The 17356-nt window shown below is 71.3% G+C and carries 13 protein-coding genes and 2 pseudogenes; 7 read left to right on the top strand and 8 right to left on the bottom strand.

The window, feature by feature from the left end:
- Positions 1 to 19: 19 nt before the first annotated feature.
- Positions 20 to 712: pseudogene (locus tag AB0J66_RS05115) on the top strand (AAA family ATPase); the annotation flags it as partial.
- Here AB0J66_RS05115 and AB0J66_RS05110 read toward each other — a convergent pair.
- Both AB0J66_RS05110 and AB0J66_RS05105 read right to left on the bottom strand, forming a co-directional pair.
- Entirely contained in the window at positions 690 to 1493 is an 804-nt protein-coding gene (locus AB0J66_RS05110) for a phosphotransferase (protein ID WP_364655789.1), read from the bottom strand. The pseudogene AB0J66_RS05115 and the gene AB0J66_RS05110 overlap by 23 nt on opposite strands.
- 1591 nt (positions 1494 to 3084) lie before the next feature.
- Positions 3085 to 3924, bottom strand: a complete 840-nt coding sequence (locus AB0J66_RS05105; protein WP_364655787.1) for a helix-turn-helix transcriptional regulator — start codon at positions 3922 to 3924, stop codon at positions 3085 to 3087.
- A gap of 102 nt (positions 3925 to 4026) precedes the next feature.
- Between AB0J66_RS05105 and AB0J66_RS05100 the strand changes: the two genes are divergently transcribed.
- Positions 4027 to 4626 carry an NAD(P)H-dependent oxidoreductase gene (locus AB0J66_RS05100; RefSeq protein WP_364655785.1) on the top strand — a complete coding sequence of 200 codons (600 nt, stop codon included), beginning with the start codon at positions 4027 to 4029 and terminating at the stop codon, positions 4624 to 4626.
- Here the strand turns inward: AB0J66_RS05100 and AB0J66_RS05095 are convergent.
- The 4 genes from AB0J66_RS05095 to AB0J66_RS05080 all read right to left on the bottom strand — a co-directional run bounded on the left by AB0J66_RS05095 (position 4608) and on the right by AB0J66_RS05080 (position 9241).
- On the bottom strand, positions 4608 to 5312 hold the full coding sequence (locus AB0J66_RS05095; RefSeq protein ID WP_364655783.1) for a winged helix-turn-helix domain-containing protein: 705 nt from the start codon (positions 5310 to 5312) through the stop codon (positions 4608 to 4610). The genes AB0J66_RS05100 and AB0J66_RS05095 overlap by 19 nt on opposite strands.
- Positions 5313 to 5355: 43 nt before the next feature.
- The gene (locus AB0J66_RS05090; RefSeq protein ID WP_364655781.1) at positions 5356 to 6453 is read right to left on the bottom strand and encodes an alanine racemase; all 1098 of its coding nucleotides are present in this window, start codon (positions 6451 to 6453) and stop codon (positions 5356 to 5358) included.
- Entirely contained in the window at positions 6440 to 7933 is a 1494-nt protein-coding gene (locus tag AB0J66_RS05085; RefSeq protein WP_364655779.1) for an IucA/IucC family protein, read from the bottom strand. The genes AB0J66_RS05090 and AB0J66_RS05085 overlap by 14 nt, the downstream gene beginning before the upstream one ends.
- 78 nt (positions 7934 to 8011) lie before the next feature.
- Positions 8012 to 9241 carry an IucA/IucC family protein gene (locus AB0J66_RS05080; protein ID WP_364655778.1) on the bottom strand — a complete coding sequence of 410 codons (1230 nt, stop codon included), beginning with the start codon at positions 9239 to 9241 and terminating at the stop codon, positions 8012 to 8014.
- 1965 nt (positions 9242 to 11206) lie between these two features.
- Between AB0J66_RS05080 and AB0J66_RS05075 the strand changes: the two are divergent.
- Positions 11207 to 11350: pseudogene (locus AB0J66_RS05075) on the top strand (ClpX C4-type zinc finger protein); the annotation flags it as partial.
- A gap of 276 nt (positions 11351 to 11626) precedes the next feature.
- On the opposite strand, the gene AB0J66_RS05070 reads toward AB0J66_RS05075, so the two are convergent.
- Positions 11627 to 12415 carry a class I SAM-dependent methyltransferase gene (locus AB0J66_RS05070; protein WP_364655777.1) on the bottom strand — a complete coding sequence of 263 codons (789 nt, stop codon included), beginning with the start codon at positions 12413 to 12415 and terminating at the stop codon, positions 11627 to 11629.
- Positions 12416 to 12511: 96 nt separating this feature from the next.
- Between AB0J66_RS05070 and AB0J66_RS05065 the strand changes: the two genes are divergently transcribed.
- Genes AB0J66_RS05065 through AB0J66_RS05050 form a run of 4 tightly spaced genes read left to right on the top strand, consistent with a single transcriptional unit; the run spans position 12512 to position 16878 of the window.
- Positions 12512 to 14098, top strand: coding sequence for an ABC-F family ATP-binding cassette domain-containing protein (locus AB0J66_RS05065; RefSeq protein WP_364655775.1), 1587 nt, complete (start codon positions 12512 to 12514; stop codon positions 14096 to 14098).
- Positions 14099 to 14111: 13 nt separating this feature from the next.
- Positions 14112 to 15041, top strand: a complete 930-nt coding sequence (locus AB0J66_RS05060; RefSeq protein WP_364655773.1) for a tyrosine-type recombinase/integrase — start codon at positions 14112 to 14114, stop codon at positions 15039 to 15041.
- A gap of 56 nt (positions 15042 to 15097) precedes the next feature.
- Positions 15098 to 15934 (top strand): undecaprenyl-diphosphate phosphatase, encoded by an 837-nt coding sequence (locus tag AB0J66_RS05055; protein WP_364655771.1) that lies wholly within the window; start codon positions 15098 to 15100, stop codon positions 15932 to 15934.
- Positions 15931 to 16878 carry a DUF3626 domain-containing protein gene (locus tag AB0J66_RS05050; RefSeq protein ID WP_364655770.1) on the top strand — a complete coding sequence of 316 codons (948 nt, stop codon included), beginning with the start codon at positions 15931 to 15933 and terminating at the stop codon, positions 16876 to 16878. Before AB0J66_RS05055 ends, AB0J66_RS05050 begins: the two co-directional genes overlap by 4 nt.
- Here the strand turns inward: AB0J66_RS05050 and AB0J66_RS05045 are convergent.
- Positions 16796 to 17323, bottom strand: coding sequence for a GNAT family N-acetyltransferase (locus AB0J66_RS05045; protein WP_364655768.1), 528 nt, complete (start codon positions 17321 to 17323; stop codon positions 16796 to 16798). The two genes, AB0J66_RS05050 and AB0J66_RS05045, sit on opposite strands and share 83 nt — an antisense overlap.
- Positions 17324 to 17356: the final 33 nt, after the last annotated feature.

Here is a 17356-nt window from a genome sequence, read left to right as displayed (position 1 = left end):
GCTGGATTAGGGTTGGTCGATGGAGGCCTCCCGCACGATCGTGTTCAACGGTGATCTCGGTAGCGGCAAGACGACCGTGTCGGTGATGCTGGCCGAGCGGCTGGGGGTGCGCCGGGTCAGCATCGGCGACCTCTACCGGCAGATGGCCGCCGAGCGGGGCATGACGGCGTTGCAGCTCAACGTGCACGCCGAGCTCGACGACAAGGTGGACCACTACGTCGACCAGCTGCAGCACGACATGGCCACGGCCGGGGAGCGGCTCGTGGTCGACAGCCGGCTGGCGTGGCACTTCTTCGCCGGCGCGATGAAGGTCCACCTGATCACCGATCCGGTGGTGGCGGCCCGGCGGGTGCTCGGGCGCCCCGGCGACGCGGTGGAGAACTATGCGGACCTGGACGAGGCGTGCCGGCAGCTGGCCGGGCGCAGCGAGAGCGAACGGCAGCGGTTCCTGACCCGCTACGGCGTCGACAAGACCAGGCTGAGCAACTACGACCTGGTCTGCGACACCACCCGGGCCGAGCCGGACCAGGTCGTCGCGCTGATCGAGGCGGTGGTGGCGGGCTCGGCCCGGCCCGGCTGCTACCTCGACCCGGCCCGCATCCGCTGCGACGAGGCAACTGCCAAGGACGGCGAGCTAGCCGTACGCCAGAAAGCCGCGCAGTTCGTGGCAGTCAGAGGCGGCCGTCAACTCAGCGCTGCGGTCGCCGCAGGGCAGACCCTGACGCCGGTCCTTCTGGCCTGAAGTTCGCCCGCCGGAGCTCGCTCAGCCACTCGACGCCGAGCCGCCGGCCGTCCGGGAACTGATCGTCGCGGTCCCAGCGCCACGTGGTGACCATCGCCAGCACCAGGGTGCGGCAGTCCCGGAGCAGTTCGGCATCGACATCCGGGTAGAACGGCGCGACCTCGTCGGGGGCGTGGGCGAGGTCGAACTCGACCGGCCCCCGGCAGCACGTCTCGAAATCGACGAACAGCGGCCCGATCCGGGTCGAGAGCAGGTTGCCCGGGTGCGGTTCGCCGTGCAGGAGCTGCTCCGGGCGGCCACTGCCGGCGACCGCCCGGCGCAGATGATCCAGCGTCTCGGCGAGAAAGACCCGGTCCGCGCCGGCCAGCCCCGGCGTCCGATCGTGGTCGGCCACGAGCTCCTGAGCCTCGGCCACCCGGTCCGTGAAGTGCGGGATGGGCCGATCGATCCTGCGCATGCCGGCATGCAGACACTCCAGCGCTGCGGCGTAGTCCGCGGACGGAATCGCTTGCGGCGTCACCGGTTCGTAGTAGGTCCACAGGGTGATCACGAAGTCGTCCCGGACGAGGACCTCGGGCGTTGTCAGCGCGGCCACCGGGCTCCCGAGCTCGAACAGCCGCCGAGCGACATCGACCTCGAGTTGGGCGCTCTGGTGCGCCGCCGGAGCCACCTGGGCCAGCACGTCGCAGGGCTGAAGGCGCAGGGTGAGCTTGTTGGAGTTGTGCAGGACGACAGTGTCGTCGGCGGTCAAGCCGAGCGATGAGGCGCTTAAGATGGCTGCCCGTGTCGCCCGCCGGGCCGTGTCCGCGTGCATCGGCGCACCGTAGCCCAGCGTCCTCGGCGCAGCAGCTGTATTTCGCTGCGCTCAAAGTCAGGCCATGCCTGCGGTCACGGTCGGACCCGCGCTTGTGTCGAAGGCAATTGCGCAGGTGACGGGTGGCGGGCTGTCCTGCGGAAAATTCGCACACTGACGTGGCGTGTCCATGGGCGAGAAGCCTTGTTCGCGAATGGTGACACGTCTTGAAGAGCAAGACGGAAACACGAATCCGCGAAGTTGGCATGATCATAAAATGACGTCATCGATTCGGGTGCGGGAGAATTCTTGTATGCGAGGTCAGATGTCTTTGTTCGGCCGGGCCGAGACGGCAGCAATGCTCGTTCGGACCAAGGCCAGAAACTATTCTGCCGAGCACGAAGAAAGTCGGCGTGTTCTGAAAAAACGCCGATAGCGCAACGGCACGCCGAGAAGCAGCGCCGCATGTACGGGTCCACCGAGTTCGCCCGGTGCGCCCGCGAGCGGCGCCTGCCCCCGCCTCCGCCCGGCTGGACCCTCGCCGCCGAGCCTGCCGCAGAGAACACCACCACGACGCAAACGCCCCTCGCCTCAGACCCAGGCACCGCGCAGCCAGCCGCACGCACACCGACATCCCCCACGCCAGCAGCCATCGAGCCGGCACTGCCGAGCCCGCGCCTGAACCACCAGCGATGAAACCGGCAGAACCCACAGCCGCACCCCACCCACCAGCGGCGACAGAGCCAGTAACACCCGTGCCCGCACCCCGATCACCGGCAGCGAGCGAGCCGGGAACGACCGATTCTGGGCCGCGCCCGCTGGCGGGGAACGAACCGGGGACGACCGAATCCAGGCGCCCCCCGCAGGCGGCGAGCGAAGCGGCGACAGCCATGAGCGCGTCTGCGCCCGCCGGGCCCGTCACGCCGGCGTCGGGCAGTGGCTTGGACACAACGGTGATCACACCCGGCCCCACCCAGCCGCTTGATCAAGCCAGCCGGGCTTGTTCGGAGGCGCCGCACGCCGTCGCAGACGCACGTCACTCTATCGCCCATTCAGGCGAGCCGGCCCGGCCTCGCCGGCCTTACCCCGCAACCCGAAAGACAATTACCGACGGTCGGCACACTGCAACAGAAAGCTTTCGCTGTAGCCGATCACCAACCTGATTTCCGGTCCCGGGCCGACGGCACGCGCCCTCGAACGGATCGGAAAGAAAATTTCGCAAAGAAGCCTCAGCCGCGGAACCCGGCATACCAAATTCGGCGAATCCGCGCGCTCGCCGCCCGCGAGGCATCATTAGTGATTGCGCGCGGGGTGTCGAACGGTCTCGGAAACTCCCGTTGACGCCACTGCAGCGGTCGAGACCTGTTGATCATGCCATTTCCTAGGAGCCTTGCGGCGCGGTAGCGCCGAAAGTCGCGGGCGTCTGGCACCCCGAATTCCCAACGAGGCCGGTGGGAGAGTGCGATCTGGCGGCCCGGGCGGACGGAGCAGCCCGGAATTTTCGCCTTGAGGCGTTTCTGCGGCGCCCACGGTGAGCGCCGGGGCTGCGTCAGACGGCGCGCAGGGTTCGGTGGGGTGGGTGGTGGAGCAGGTGGTCGGCGGCGGTGGCGGTGGGGTCGTCGGCGGGGAGGAGCAGGGCCAGCTGCTGGGCGTCGGTGAGGGGGAGCTCCAGGGTTTCGCGGTCCCAGCGCAGGGAGCCGGCTTCGGGGTGGTGCATCGTCAGGGGGAGGTGGGCCGGGGGGATGTGCTGGTGCAGGCGCTGGGTGAACTCGGGGCCGGCTTCGGTGGCGAAGTCGGTGGTGAACCAGTCGAAGTTGGCGGCGGTGGGGCCCAGCCACAGGTTGAAGACCTGCTCGTCGGCGATCTGCGGCCAGTCGGGGAACGTGGTGCGGGCGCGGGGGTCGGTGAAGACGTAACGCGTCAGGTTGGGTTCGGCCGGGTCGAGCAGGCCGGTGCCGGACATGAGCCGGGCGAAGGCGGGGGTGTGGGCGAGGATGTCGCCGAGGCGGTTGGTGACGTAGGCGACGCCGGGCTCGAGCAGGGTGAGGATGCGGTGGACGGCGGGGCGCACCGTGCGCGGGGGTGGGGCCGGGCGGCGGTGGCCGGGGCAGGCGCCGCCGGCGATCTTGGCGAGGTAGCCGAGGTGGTTCTGCTCGGCCGGGTCCAGGCCGAGGGCGGTGGCCAGGGCGGTGATGACCGACAGGGACGGGTTGCGGTCGCGGCCCTGCTCGATGCGGGTGAGGTACTCGACGCTGATGCCGGCGCGGGCGGCCAGCTCGGAGCGGCGCAGGCCGGGGGCGCGGCGGCGGTCGTGGGCCGGCAGGCCCAGGTCCTCCGGGCGGGTGCCGTCGCGCTTGGCTCGGATGAAACTGCCCAGCGGTGTCCCCATGCGGTGAGCCTACGGCCGGGCGCCGGGCCATAGCGTGGCCCTGTGGGGGCCAGCCTGGACGCGGGCTGGTTGGGCGGGGGTGCCGGGCCGATCGTTGGCGGCATGAGTGACAAGAGCAACCTCGTGGTGATCGTCGGCAGTGTCCGGGAAGGCCGGTTCGGGCCGGTGGTGGCGGCGTGGGCGGCCGGGCAGGCGCGGGCGCACGGTGGGTTCGAAGTGGACGTGATCGATCTGGCTGAGGCCGACATTCCGCTCGCCCTGCCGGCGGCGCCGCCGAAGTACGCCGGGGACGGCTATCCGCGACCCGAAGGCATGCGGGAGCTGACGCGCCGGCTGGAGCGGGCCGACGCGTTCCTGGTCGTCACGCCGGAGTACAACCACAGCTATCCGGCGTCGCTCAAGGCTCTGGTGGACTGGCACTTCACGCAGTGGACGGCCAAGCCGGTGGCCTTCGTCAGCTACGGCGGCGCGGCCGGTGGGCGGCACGCGGTTCTGCACCTGGAGAACGTCTTCACCGAGCTGCACGCGGTGACCATCCGCGACGGGCTGGCCTTCCCGAACTACTTCACCACCTGGCAGGACGGGGCGCCGCTCAACGCCGAGGCGGCCGGTTACGCCAAGACGCTGTTCGAGCAGTTGTCCTGGTGGGCGCAGGCTCTGCGGGCCGCGCGGGCGGCGGCGCCCTACCCGGGCGGGGCCTGACCGGCCAGGTCCACGCCGAAGTGCTGGGCGAAGCCGTCGCGGCCGGTGGGGGTCACGCGCAGGGCGCGGCCGGTGCCGATGCGGATGACCCAGGCGGCGGTCAGGGCGTGCTGCAGCAGGGCGGCGCCGAGGATGCCGGCCAGGTGGGGGCGGCGTTCGGTCCAGTCGAGGCAGTCGCGCAGCAGCGGGCGGCGGCCGGGGGCGGCCAGGGTGATGCCCAGGGCGGTGAGCCGGGTGCGGCCGGTGGGGGTCAGGGCCAGGCCGTCGGTCCTGGTCACCAGGCCGGTGGTGGTCAGGCCGGTGGCCACGGCGACACCGAGGGTGCCGGCCAGGTGGTCGTAGCAGGTGCGGGCGTACGCGAGGTTGCGGGTGCGGTGGGCCGCGGCCAGGGAGCGTACGGCCGGGGGCTGGTGATCGGTGGTGGCGGTGACCGCCTCGATCAGCGCGGCCACCTCGGGGCCGGCGAGGCTCAGGTAGCGGTGCCGGCCCTGGCGGTGCTGGGCCAGCAGGCCGCCGGTGACCAGGCGGTCGGCGTGCTCGCTGGCGGTGGAGACGGCGACGCCGGCGTGGCGGGCCAACTCGCTGATGGTCCAGGCGCGGCCGTCCATCAGCGCGAGGCAGAACGCGGCCCGCGTCCGGTCGGCCAGCAGGGCGGCCCGGGCGGCGAGCGAGGAGGCGTCGTCCATTCGACGATGATGCCCGGGTCAGGCTTCGGCGGCGGCCGAAGGGTCAGGTGACGACGAACGTGGGCGGGTCGTGGCGCAGGAAGTCGTGGTGGGAGATGTCCCAGCCGTACGCGCCGGTACGCCCGAAGACCAGCACGTCGCCCGCGCGCAGGCGCTCGACGTGCTGGCCGCGGGTGAGCACGTCACGCGGCGTGCACAGCTCGCCGACCGCGTCGACCTGCGTGTCGGTGACCGTCGGGCGGGGGTAGGGGTGCGGCCAGTCGTCGACCGGGACCACGGTGAACGGGTGGGAGTACCCCCAGGCGGCGGGCAGGCGGAAGTGGTGGGTGCCGCCGCGCAGGACCGCGAACGTACGGCCGTGGGTGGTCTTGAGGTCGATGACCTCGGCGGCGTAGCGGCCGGCGTCGGCGGCCAGGTAACGGCCGGGTTCGAAGATCAGATCGACGCCGTACGGAACCTCGATGTCCCGCAGCGGCGACAGGTCCATGGCGTTCGAGGACAGGTAGTCGACGCCGAAGCCGCCGCCGACGTTGACCACGCGTAGGCCGGGCAGGTTCTGCGCCTGCGACCAGCGCAGGGCGTCGCGGACGAAGGCGGCGTGAGCCTGGCCGTCCAGGTTGTTGGAGACGGCGTGCAGGTGAAAACCGATGATGGTCACGCCGGGCACGGCCAGGGCCTGCGGTACGAGGGTCTCGTCGACCCCGAACGGGGTGGGCGTGCCGGTCATCGTGTGGCTGCCCCGCAGCGGGCTGCCGGGGCGGTTGACCCGCAGCACGACCTCGGGTGGGGTGCCGGCCAGGGCGGCGATGCGGTGCAACTCGTGCAGGCTCTCGGCGTTGATCAGGGCGCCGGCGTCGAGGGCGGCCCGCAGCTCGGCGTCGGTCTTGGCCGGGCCGCCGAAGACGATCCGGCGGGCGCCCGCGGCCACGGCCAGGGCCAGCTCGCCGCCGGAGGCGACCTCCAGGCCGTCACATTCGCGGGCCAGGACGCGGAGCACGTCGGGGTGGCCGTTGGCTTTCACCGCGTACAGCAAGGAAGCCGCCGCCGGAAGCGCCCGCCGGACCGACGCGGTCGTCGCGCGCAGCGTGGCGGTGTCGTAGAGGTAGGCGCAGACCGGTCGGGGCAGGTCAGGCGGGAGCATGCAGCGGGTTCCTCACCGGGACGTAGATGTCGCCCGCGCCGGCCAGGCGCATCCGGACCAGGGCCTTGTGCGGAACGGTGGGGGCGGTGAACGCGGCGTGGTCGTCGCCGGTGGCGTGCTCGTCGACGACGCCGCGGATGATCCGCCAGGCGTGGTCCTCGTCGAGATCCAGGCGCAGGATCAGCTCGCCCAGGTGGGCCTGGAACATGGTGTAGCCGATCTTCGCGCGGAGCACGTCGAGGTCATCGGTGCCGACCACCGAACCCGGCCACAGCTGAATGTCGTGGCCGGCGGCGCGCAGGCGCGGCGGGTGCAGGCGCAGGCCGGCGAAGTCGCGCAGGGCCAGGCGGTGGGGGCGGCCGTCGACGAAGGTGGGCAGGCAGTTCTGCAGGTGGGCTTCCAGGGCGACGCCGCGGGCGGTGAAGCGCAGCAGTGGGGGGATCAGCAGTTCGGCGTATTCGCGCAGCCATTGGGCCGGGTCGCCGGTGACGAGCTCGCCGAGCAGGAAGGGGAGGGCGCCGCCGGGGATGGCCCGCTCGCCGTCTCGTAGGCGGCCGGTGAGGCCGTCGCGGCGGATGGCGGACAGGTCGCGGCCCGAGCCCACGGGGACGGCGGCGCCGGCGGTTTCGGCCATGAGCAGGAGGCGGTCGCCGGCGGGGTCCTCGGCTACGAGTCGGTGGAGCAGGCGGGAGACGGCGGGGCCGTTTCGCGTGCTGGCCACGCTGATGCTGCGCCGGGTCGAGGTGACCTGGATGTCAAGGGAAACCTTCAGATATTGGCCCGTGTCCGGGAGCAGGAGAGTGCGCAGGGCGGCGGTGGGGATGGCGTCTATCTCGTGGTCGAGGATCTTGATGATTCCGGCGCTGATCAACTCGGCGTAACGGGTTTTGAGGATGTTGTCGCGCTGCCAGGCGTGAACCGGCTGGGCTTGAAAGCCGCTGTCCGAAATTTCAGGAAATAGGGTGTCACCGAGGTGGAGGTCCTCGCGGACGGCCACGAAGCCGATCCGGGTGCTCGCGGTCTCCAGGTCGTGGGCGAGGACGTCGCCGGTGTCCCAGCCGAGCCGGGTGCGGCCGCACGGGTGCAGGTTGTGCCCGGCCACGGCGAGGCGTTCCAGGGCGATGGCCTGCGCGTCCGGGTCGTCGCCGACCGGGGCCGCAGGGCGGGTCATGGCGATGGCCAGGTTGAGCACGGCGTTGCGCAGTTCGGCGGCGAAACCGGGAGCCTCGATGCCGTCGAGCAGGTCGACCGGGTCCGCCACGCCGCTGGTGGCGTACTCGAGCCGCCCGAAACCGTGCCGCGCGCCCGGGCCCATGTCGCGGATTCCCTCGCGGACCAGGGCCCCGCGCAGCCGGCGCCCGACCGTGTCGGCCGCCTCCGGCAGGTGGGCGAGGAAACCGGTGACCAGCTCCGGCGCGTGCACGGCCAGGGCGGCCTCGGTGTGCGCGATCCGGTCGGGTCGCATAACGCTGTTCTTCATGCGTGTGCCGCCATCGGGTCGGTGGTCGGGGTTGTTCTCATGCGAGCTCGACCATCAGGTAGGTGGTCCGGGTTGTTCTCATGCGTGCTCGGCCATCGGGTTGTCCACGTACGCCCACAGGTCGTCCAGCGGGTCGGCGGCCAGCCGCATCGCGGTCGTCGCCTTGATCGGCAGCGGGTCGCGGAGCAGGTGCCGGCAGTCCTCGGTGCCGGTGTCGCGGATGGCGGCGGCGACGATGCCCCATAAACGCTGCCGGTCCGCGCCCGGTTGCGGCTCGCCATCGGGCGGCCGGCTCCACGCGGTGATCAACTGGTGGGCGACCGTGCCGAGCATGGCGGCGGCCAGCTTCGTGCGCAGGACCTGCGGGTCGTCGCTGGGCAGGTCGCCCTTGAGCTCGGGCGCGCCGACGCCGGTGGCGCGGTTGAGCCGGGCCGGGCTGACCCGCACACCGCCCAGGTCCCGGTAGAGGACGCGGACCGGTTCTCCGTCCTTGAGCACCAGCAGCGTGTTCTGGCCGTGCGCCTCCAGGGCCACCCCGCGCGCGAGCAACTCGACGGCCGGGGCGAACAAGAGCTTCGAGATCAACCCCATGGTGCCGTACGCGTCGTGCCGCACCGGGGCCGTGGCCAGCCAGGCCAACGGGACGGCCACTTCGCCCTGGCCGAGACGCGGCGCCTGCCGGAACAGGTGGGCGAGATGCCGCTGCGGCTCCCCGTCGACGATCACCGCGCCGGCTCCGGTCTCGGCCAGCACGTCGATCGGCAGATCCCGCGTCAGGTGCCCGAGCAGGCGCGACAGGATCGGGCCGTTGTGCACGGCGGCCGGCGACACGGTTCGTACGGCCGAGGTCATCTGAATGTCGACGGCCGTCTTGACGTGCGGCCCGCCGTCGAGGGGCGCGACGGTGCGCAGGGACATCAGGGGCCGTACGGCCGGGGTCTCGCCGTCGTCCTCGAGCCACGCATAGCGCTCCCGCAGCCGCTCGGCCTGCCACGGATGGGCGTAGAGCACGGGCGGCCCGTCCCCGAACCAGCGGCCCGGCGGAACGGCCAGGCGCCGCAGCCGGATCACGGGGGAGTGCTCGGGCGCGTAGGCGAGCACGTCGGCCACGCTCATCCCACCCCGGGTCCGGCAGCACGGGTGCAGCGGATGCCCGTCGACGATCTGCTGCTCCACCTGGCCCAGAGCGTCCGGGCCAGGCCGGGGCAGGCGCGGTACGCCCGCGGCGGCGGCCCGGGCCAGGGCCAGGTTGGCGACGCTGTTGTCCACCTCGGCGGCGAACGGCACGTCACCCCAGAGCAGCCGCACCAGCTCACCCGGATCCACTAGCGACGGTTTTCCCGCCTGCGTAGTTGGCCCGTCGTTCCCGGTCTGTCCGAAAGCTGTCAGTTCGACGGCGAGGCCGGCCTCCGCGGCGGCGAACGGCGCGGCCGTTTCGGGGTCGTATCGGAGCACGAGGTTGCCGGCGCGCGGGTCTCTCTGGTCGCCGTAGCGGGACGAGTGTGCGTTTGGTCGCCCCTCCGAGAGCTCGGCCGACGGACCTGCCCACTGCGTTGTCGTGCCGTCGGCTCGGCCTTCCTGATGGCGCTGGCCTGTTTGCCGACGCCATCCGGCTTGCTCGAGCGACCCGCCGTGCTCGTGCCATCCAGTGGGCGAGCTCGTCCGCTCGTGGTGTCCGGTTCGCTTGTGGCTGTCCTGAGGGCCAACCCACAGAGTGCCAAGCCGGCCGTCGGCCGTTCGCGCGAAGGTCGCCTCCCCGGCCCGGCGGCCGGTCAGCCCTGGCAGCGCCTCCCGCTCCACGGCGCCCAGAAGGCGGCCGAGGATCGCCGCGCGCGCTGAGGGCAGCGCAGCGTCATAGCGTTCGAGCAGGTCAGGCCGAAGCTCCGGCAGTTCCTCCCGCGTCCGAAGGGGACCGGCGGTGTGCCGGCCGGACGAGGCGCTGGGGATAGGTCGCGGCACGGCGTCCATTCTCCGCCAAGCGGTCACCCCGCCCCCTCCGCCCAACCCCGTCGTGATCGACAACGCAGTAACCAGTCTTCCATCCTAGGATGCTCTACGCGGTGTGCGCCTAGGCATAGGCGCACAAAACCGAAGTCAAAAACAAAAAGGAATCAACGACATCCCCACCTTTGATGGGCTCAAGGCGGCGTTCGTGGCCCGGCCCGTCTCGATGTGGATCGTTGTCCGGCGCTCATGTCCCGCTGGCACGTCGCCCGCCGCCGCGGTGGCCAGCCACTACGAAGGCGAAGTGGGTGGTCGGCGGCGCGAGTGAATACCCGGCTCGCGCCCTCGTTCGGTGGGACGAGCAGCCCGAGCAAGGCGGTCGGATCGCCGCGCCGGAGCGGCGGTCAGTCGGCTGGCTCCCCACCGAAGAGTCCGCTCGCTCCCGGCCGGTCACGACCCGGCAGAGCCGGACGGCCGCGCGCGAGGGCCTCCCGGGCCGCGCGCATCGCCGTGCAGGCCGTGAACAACGACCGAGACGATCACGTTGAGGGTCAGGCGGGTCGCGCGATCAGCCGCGCGCGAGGCGCCACCCGGGCGGCGTGAGGACCCGAATTCGCGACCAACGCACGGGCCAACACCTCTGACTCGAACGCGAAGGAGTCCTTCGTCGCGGGAGATCCGGCGACCAGAGGTCAGGGCCGATATGGCGCGACTCGTCCCTCTGAACGGCGCCGACCTTGACCACCGTCGCGCATCGGCTGGCGCTGAGCGGGCCGCTCACCGCGACTCGTCAGCCGGGCACTCGCTGGGCATCGGAGAGTCCACGCTGTCGGCACTTCTCGCCGACCGGAACCCGGGCACCCTGAATCTCGATGTCGACGCCCGGCACCGGCTGGTCGGCGGATGACAGCACGAGCAGACGGATACGTGGCCACTTGTGTGATCTTTGGCCCGGGCGATGGCGGCCACTCATCTGGACGGTGGGCGCTACGTCGGTGCCTCAGTAACGCGGCCAGCTCGGTGAGATCGCGGCACTCGAGGACCTCGCCCGCATGCACGGGGCCGACTTCCCCTGCTCGACGACCAGGAAGCGGCGATCGAGCGGTTCAACCGCCGCGCCAAGGACAGCGGCGACCGGCGATCGAAACACCCTGCCGGAAATGCTCGAGATTCCGCGGGGCGGCTGTGGACAGCAGGCGACTGTGGAAAACCTCGTGGGCCGCCGAGCGATGCGCTAGGGAGCGGCGGCTTCGAGCCTTGCCCCCAAGCGCTCGTCAGGGTTAGCCTGACGAGCGTCAGGGTGGACCTGACGACCAAAGGGAGGGTGACATGACTGCTGTCAGCGCGACCCGCGACGAGCTCGAACTGCGCTGTTCCTTCTGCGGGAAGAGTCAGGACGAGGTGGCTCAGCTGATCGCGGGTCCCGGGCCGTCGATCTGTGACGAGTGTGTCGGGCTCTGCAACGACGTCCTGGCCGGGAAGCGGCTCGAAGGGGTGCGCCTGTGGGCGGACCAGTCGGATGAGGAGCTGATCGCGACGATGGTCCGCGTGGCGTCGTTGCGGCATCAGGTGGACCGGGCGGTCGGGCGGATCGCGCGGTTGCTGCGGTCGCGGGGTACGACGTGGACGGCGATCGGGGAGGCGCTGGGGATCACCAAGCAGTCGGCGTGGGAACGCTTCTCCGGCGAGGACTAAGCGAAACAGCGCGGGCTGAGGGAAAACGGCGAGAACTGAGCGGAGCGGCGACGGTCAAGGTTTGCGGGCGGTCCACAGGGTGGCGGAGCGGCGGAGCGCGAAGTCCGTCCGGCCGGCGAGGCGCTGCAGCAACCGGTCGTGCATCTCGGTTCGTTTGGCGGCGGGCAGGCCGTCGATGAAGCGGCCGGAGCCGTGGGAGCGGCTCCAGCGCCAGTAGGTTTCGCCGTCGGGCACGGGCAGGCTCACTTCGAGCGGGGTTTCGGTGAGGCCGGCCAGTCGAGTTCGGGTGAGGTCGAGGTCGTTGCCGTGGCGGCCGGAGCCGTCGGGCTGGTACTGGCGGTAGTGCGCGTACAGGTCGGTGAGGGGGTCGCTGACGCCGGCGGCGGGCACGGTGAAGGCCAGGGTGGCGCCGGGGCGGGCGACGCGGAGGGCGACGCGGAGGGCTTCGGCCAGGGCGGCGTACGGGTCGGTGATGATGTGGATGGCGAAACCGCACACGATCAGGTCGTAGGTGTCGTCCGGCAGGTCGAGGCGGGTCGCGTCCATCACCCGGGCGTCGAGGCCGGGGTGATCCCGCCTCAGGTGTTCGATCATGCGGGGTGATCCGTCGACGGCGGTGACGTCGCAGCCGCGGTGGAGGAGTTGGCTGGTGAAGGCTCCGCGCCCGGCCGCCAGGTCCAGGGCTCTCGTGCCGGGCGGTGTGTCGAGGTGGCGGAGGGCCTGGGTGGCGAAGGCGGCGAAGAACGGCAAGACCTGGTCGTACGCGTCGGCGACGCCGTCGAAGTGCGCCACCACCGGGGAAAGCGGTTGCGGGCCGCCGGCGGGCGGGGCATCGTTGGGCACGCCTCTGTTGCCTATCTGCGAGGAGTGGCCTTCTCCATGTGATGCGGACCGACGTCAGTGCGTACCCCCGGTCGTGTCTGCCCCTTGGAGGTCTCCTTGCTGAAAGCTGTTTCCCTCAGCCGCGCCCACGACGGCGAGGTGTTGTTCTCCGGTTTTGATCTGGTGCTCGGTGACGGGGACCGGATCGGGGTGGTCGGGCCGAACGGGGCCGGCAAGACGACGTTGCTGCGGGTCCTGGCGGGTGAGCTCGCGCCGTTGGCGGGCAGTGTGACGTACGGGCCGGGGACGCGCGTGGGTTATGTCGCGCAGCAGATGCCGGATCCGGAGGGCACGGTCGGGGAGTTCCTGACCGGCGGTCTGGGTGAGCTGGCCCGGGTGACGCAGACGATGCGGGTGCTGGAGAGGCGGCTGGCCGCCGGCGAGGACGTGCTGGCGGAGTACGGGGTGGTGCAGGAGCGCTGGACCGCTCTGGAGGGCTGGAGCGCCGAGGCGCGGGTCGCGGAGATCCGGCAGCGGCTCAACATCGCGGGGCTGCCCGACGAGTTGGCGTTGCGTGAGGTCAGCGGGGGTGAGCAGGCGCGGTTGTTGCTGGCGCGGGCGTTGCTGGACGAGCCGGGTGTGTTGTTGCTGGACGAGCCGACAAACCATCTCGACGCCGACGGGGTGGCGTGGTTGCAGGGGTGGCTCGCCGCGTACCCGGGTGGGGTGTTGACCGTCAGCCATGACCGGGCGTTTCTGGACGCGGCGGTGACGCGGGTGGTCGAGCTGGACGGTATCGACGAGGTGCCGCAGGACTATCCGGGGGGCGGCTACACCGCGTACCGGGCCGAGAAGCAGCGTCGCTGGGAGCGGTTGCTGCTGGATTTCGAGGCGCAGGAGAAGGACCGCCGACGGTGGGAGGCGGACATCGAGCGGACGAAGGAGTTCTCGCGGGGTGTGGAGAACACGGTCCGTTCGGGGGCGGAGGCGCCGCATCTGCGGCGGGTGGCCCGGTTGGTGGCGCGTAAGGCGAAGGTCCGGGAGCGGCGGTTGCGGCGGCAGATGGCGTCGGTGCGGTGGATCGCTCAGCCGCGTACGCGTCCTCCTTTGACGTTGGCTTTCCCGCAGGACGCCGCCGAGCCGGGTGAGGTCCTGATCGCCAGGCGGGGGCTGCAGGTCAAGGCGGGGGAGAAGCTGCTGCTGGCGGGGGTGGATCTGACCGTACGCCGCGGGGACCGCATTCTGGTCACCGGGCGCAACGGGGCGGGGAAGACCACGTTGCTGCGAGCTCTCGGGCAGGACGTCGAGGCGGCGGTGCTGCCGCAGACCAGCGACGGGCTTCGTACGGATCAGAGCGTGATGGGGTTCTTCCGGGAGCACGTGCCGGTCTACGTGGACGACGCCGAGAAACTGTTGCAGGGTCACCAGTTCGGGCCGGATCAGTGGGAGGCCCGGCTGAGGAGCCTGTCGGCCGGTGAGTTGCGGCGGCTGCTGCTGGCGGTGCTGGTGAACAGCCCGGCGCGGGTGCTGCTGCTGGACGAGCCGACCAACTTCCTCGACTTCGACGCCCTGGACGTGGTGGAGGAGGCGTTGCGCCGGTACAAGGGGACGTTGGTGGTGGTGACCCACGACCGGTACTTCGCCGAGGCGGTGGGGTTCGGGCGGCGCTGGCATGTCGCTGACGGCGAAGTGATCGAGAGCTGACACCATTAGGGCCATGTTCGTGGTCCCGAGGCAGGGTGGCGAGGTCGCGGTCGGCGGCCCGGCGGAGCAGGTCACCGAGGCGTGGCTGGCCAACCGGAGATTGTCGGAGCACACCCGGGCCGCGTACCGGCGTGACGTGCAGGCGTGGCTGGCGTGGTGCGCGCAGCGCGAGGCCGACCCGCTGCGGTGCACGTTCCTGGACGTGAACGCGTACGCCCGCGGTCTGGAGGCGCAGGGGCTGGCCCCGGCGACGGTGGCGCGCAAGCTGTCGGGGGTGTCGAGCTGGTACGACTTCCTGGTCAAGGTGCGGGCGATCGAGGCGAACCCGGTCGGTGGGGCGGACCGGCCGTATGTGGAGCGTGACCATTCCTCGACGGTGGGGTTGTCGCCGGAGGAGGTCGACGCGCTGCTGCGGGCGGCCGAGCAGGCGGGGGCGCGGCATTTCGCGGCGCTGACGTTCCTGGCCGATCTGGGGTTGCGGGTCGGTGAGCTGGTCGGGCTGGACTTCGCGGATGTGGGCTGGGAGCGCGGGCACCGTACGGTGCGGTTCATCGGCAAGGGCGGGCGGCCGCGGCGGCGGGCGCTGACCCCGGGGGCGTCGGCGGCGCTGGATGCGTACCTGGCGGTCCGGGGTGATCGGGAGGGGCCGTTGTTCATGACGTCGACCGGGTCGCGGCTGGACCGGCACGCGGTGTTCCGGCTGGTGCGGCGGCTGGCCCGGGTGGCCGGGATCGCGGGGGCGGACCGGTTGTCGCCGCACTCGCTGCGGCACGCGTTCGCGACCACGGCGCGGGCCGAGGGCGTACCGCTGGAAGATGTGCAGGACGCGATGGGGCACGCCGATCCGCGCACGACGCGGCGCTACGACCGGGACCGGCACAACCTCGATCGTGATCCGGCGTACACCATCGCCGCCGCGCGGGTCCGCCGCAACGAGGGGTGACAGCGAGCCCTATGCTGTGCCGCGGCGTCAAAGCGGATCAAGGGTGGGCATAGGTCTTGAACATCATCGAAGCGGTGCTGCTGGGAGCGGTCGAGGGTTTCACCGAGTTCCTGCCCGTGTCGAGCACCGGCCATCTGACGATCCTGGAGAAGCTGCTCGGGTACCAGCTCGACGACCCGGACATCACCGCCTTCACGGTGATCATCCAGTCCGGGGCGGTGCTGGCCACCATCCTGTACCTGCGCAAGGACATCATCCGGATCGTGCCGGCGTTTCTGGCCGGGCTGTTCAGCAAGGCCAAGCGCGACAACCCGGACTACCGGTTCGGGTGGGCGGTGATCCTGGGCGCGATCCCGATCGTGATCGCGGCGCTGCTGTTCAAGGATCAGGTCGAGACGACGCTGCGCAGCCTGTGGTTCGTGGCCGGGGCGCTGATCCTGTGGTCCGGGGTGATGGCCTTCGCCGACCACGCGGCCACCCAGGTCCGCCACGAGGACGACGTGACCTGGAAGGACTCGCTGATCATCGGCACGGTGCAGTGCCTGGCGCTGATCCCGGGCGTGTCCCGCTCGGGCGCGACGATGTCGGCCGGCCTGCTGCGCGACTTCGACCGGGTCACCGTCACCAAGCTGTCGTTCTTCCTGTCCATCCCGGCTCTGCTCGGCGCGTCGCTGCTGCAGGGCTACGAGGAGGCCGGCAACATCGCCAACGGGGTCGGCTGGGTGAACACGCTGGTCGCGACGGCGGTCAGCTTCGTGGTGGCCTACTTCTCGGTGAACTGGCTGCTGAAGTTCATCTCGAAGCACTCGTACAGCATCTTCATCTTCTACCGCGTGGTGCTGGGCCTGCTGCTGATGGTCCTGCTGGTGACGGGCACGATCGAGGCGCAGTGAAAGCGGTCGACCATGTGAGGGCGCTGTTCCCGGCCGAGATGGCGGTGCCGGCGGCGCCGATCACGGTCAACTTCCACCCGGACCGGCCCCTGGCCGACGGGGCGAGCGTGGCCGAGCATCTGGCCGCCGAAGGCGTGTACCGCAGCCAGTTCGAGACGGGCATCTCCAACGGCGGGCTCGGCGGGGACCGGGAACGCTGGGAGCACCGCATGTTCGCCGGCGCCTACACGGGTGCGGCGGGCCGGCCGGTCTACGGAGGGCTGAACCTAGCCGGGTATCCGGACGGGGCGTCACCGCGTTTCGGCAGCTGTCACCTCGTGCTCGCCCCGGACGTGGCGGCGCGGGCGACGTTCAGTCACGGTGACAGCGTCACCGAACCGGAGGCGGTCGGCACGGCGACCACGTTCCGGGCGGTGTGGGAGGCGCTGCTCGACGAGGTGGCCCGGACCGGCCGGGCGCTGAACCTGGCCGCCGGCAGCCCGCAGGAGTGGGTGCGCGCTCTGGGCGTGCCCCGCCCGGACGCGGGGCGGGCCCTGGACGACTACGTCGAGACGCAGATCCACGGCGGTCTGGCTCTGGCGTCGGATGTCACGGCCGTCGTGGTCGATCCTTCCTTCGGCGGTACGCCCGTGGAAGCGCATCTGCGCAAGCTCGGTCTGCCGCTGCGCTGGGCGCCCGGTTTCGAGCTGCCCGCGCGGGACTTCCCGGCCGATCTGCGCGGCCCTTCGGTTCCGCCGCTGGCCGCCGCGGTGGCCGCGCACTACGGCCGGGAGGTGCTCGACGCCGCCGTGGTGGGCCGGGCCGCGAACGAGCCGGGCACCTGGGCGGTGTTCGGTGACCGGGCCGAGGTGCTGCAGCTGCTCAAGTACCTGTGGCACATCCTGGTGTTACGAGGCCGAACCACTGCTGCGCCCCGAACGCCTGGAACCGCTGCACCTCGCTGAACCCGAGCTTCGCGGCCAGCCGCATCGACGCCTCGTTGGCGGTCTGCGTGCAGAGCACCACCGACTCACCCGGAAACGCCGCGGCGAACCACTCCAGCGCCGCCGCGCACGCCTCGTACGCGTACCCGTGCCCCCACGCCCGCGGCAGGAACAGGTAGCCGAGATCCACGTCGACCTGCACCCGGTCCCGCGGCCCGAGCTTGCGCCGCTCCAGCATCACCGTGCCGATCATCGCCCCGTCGAGCTCGACGGCGAACACCCCGGGCCGCCGCCCCGGCACCTCCGGCAGCTGCTCGAGCGCCTCCGGCGCCTTGGGCCCACCGACGTAGGCGCCCACCTGCGCCGACCCGTACAGCTCGACGAAGGCGTCCCGGTCCCCGGCCCGCGAGCCCCGCAACACCAGCCGCTGCGTCCTGATCGGAGCCGGCGGCCACCCGTCTGTCATGCCGGGCACCTTAAGCGGTGACGTCAACCGGGC

The sequence above is a fragment of the Actinoplanes sp. NPDC049598 genome (genome assembly GCF_040675435.1).
In the GTDB taxonomy this organism is placed as follows: Bacteria; Actinomycetota; Actinomycetes; order Mycobacteriales; family Micromonosporaceae; genus Actinoplanes.
Note: the sequence above shows the minus strand (reverse complement) of the source record. Positions and strands in the feature narration are given on the sequence as shown.

Bases quoted from the DNA above. Each gene is read 5' to 3' on its own strand.
- AB0J66_RS05095 (WP_364655783.1), bottom strand. From the start codon at position 5,312: ATGGACGACGCCTCCTCGCTCGCCGCCCGGGCCGCCCTGCTGGCCGAC.
- AB0J66_RS05045 (WP_364655768.1), bottom strand. From the start codon at position 17,323: ATGACAGACGGGTGGCCGCCGGCTCCGATCAGGACGCAGCGGCTGGTG.
- AB0J66_RS05085 (WP_364655779.1), bottom strand. From the start codon at position 7,933: ATGAAGAACAGCGTTATGCGACCCGACCGGATCGCGCACACCGAGGCC.
- AB0J66_RS05100 (WP_364655785.1), top strand. From the start codon at position 4,027: ATGAGTGACAAGAGCAACCTCGTGGTGATCGTCGGCAGTGTCCGGGAA.
- AB0J66_RS05105 (WP_364655787.1), bottom strand. From the start codon at position 3,924: ATGGGGACACCGCTGGGCAGTTTCATCCGAGCCAAGCGCGACGGCACC.
- AB0J66_RS05090 (WP_364655781.1), bottom strand. From the start codon at position 6,453: ATGCTCCCGCCTGACCTGCCCCGACCGGTCTGCGCCTACCTCTACGAC.
- AB0J66_RS05060 (WP_364655773.1), top strand. From the start codon at position 14,112: ATGTTCGTGGTCCCGAGGCAGGGTGGCGAGGTCGCGGTCGGCGGCCCG.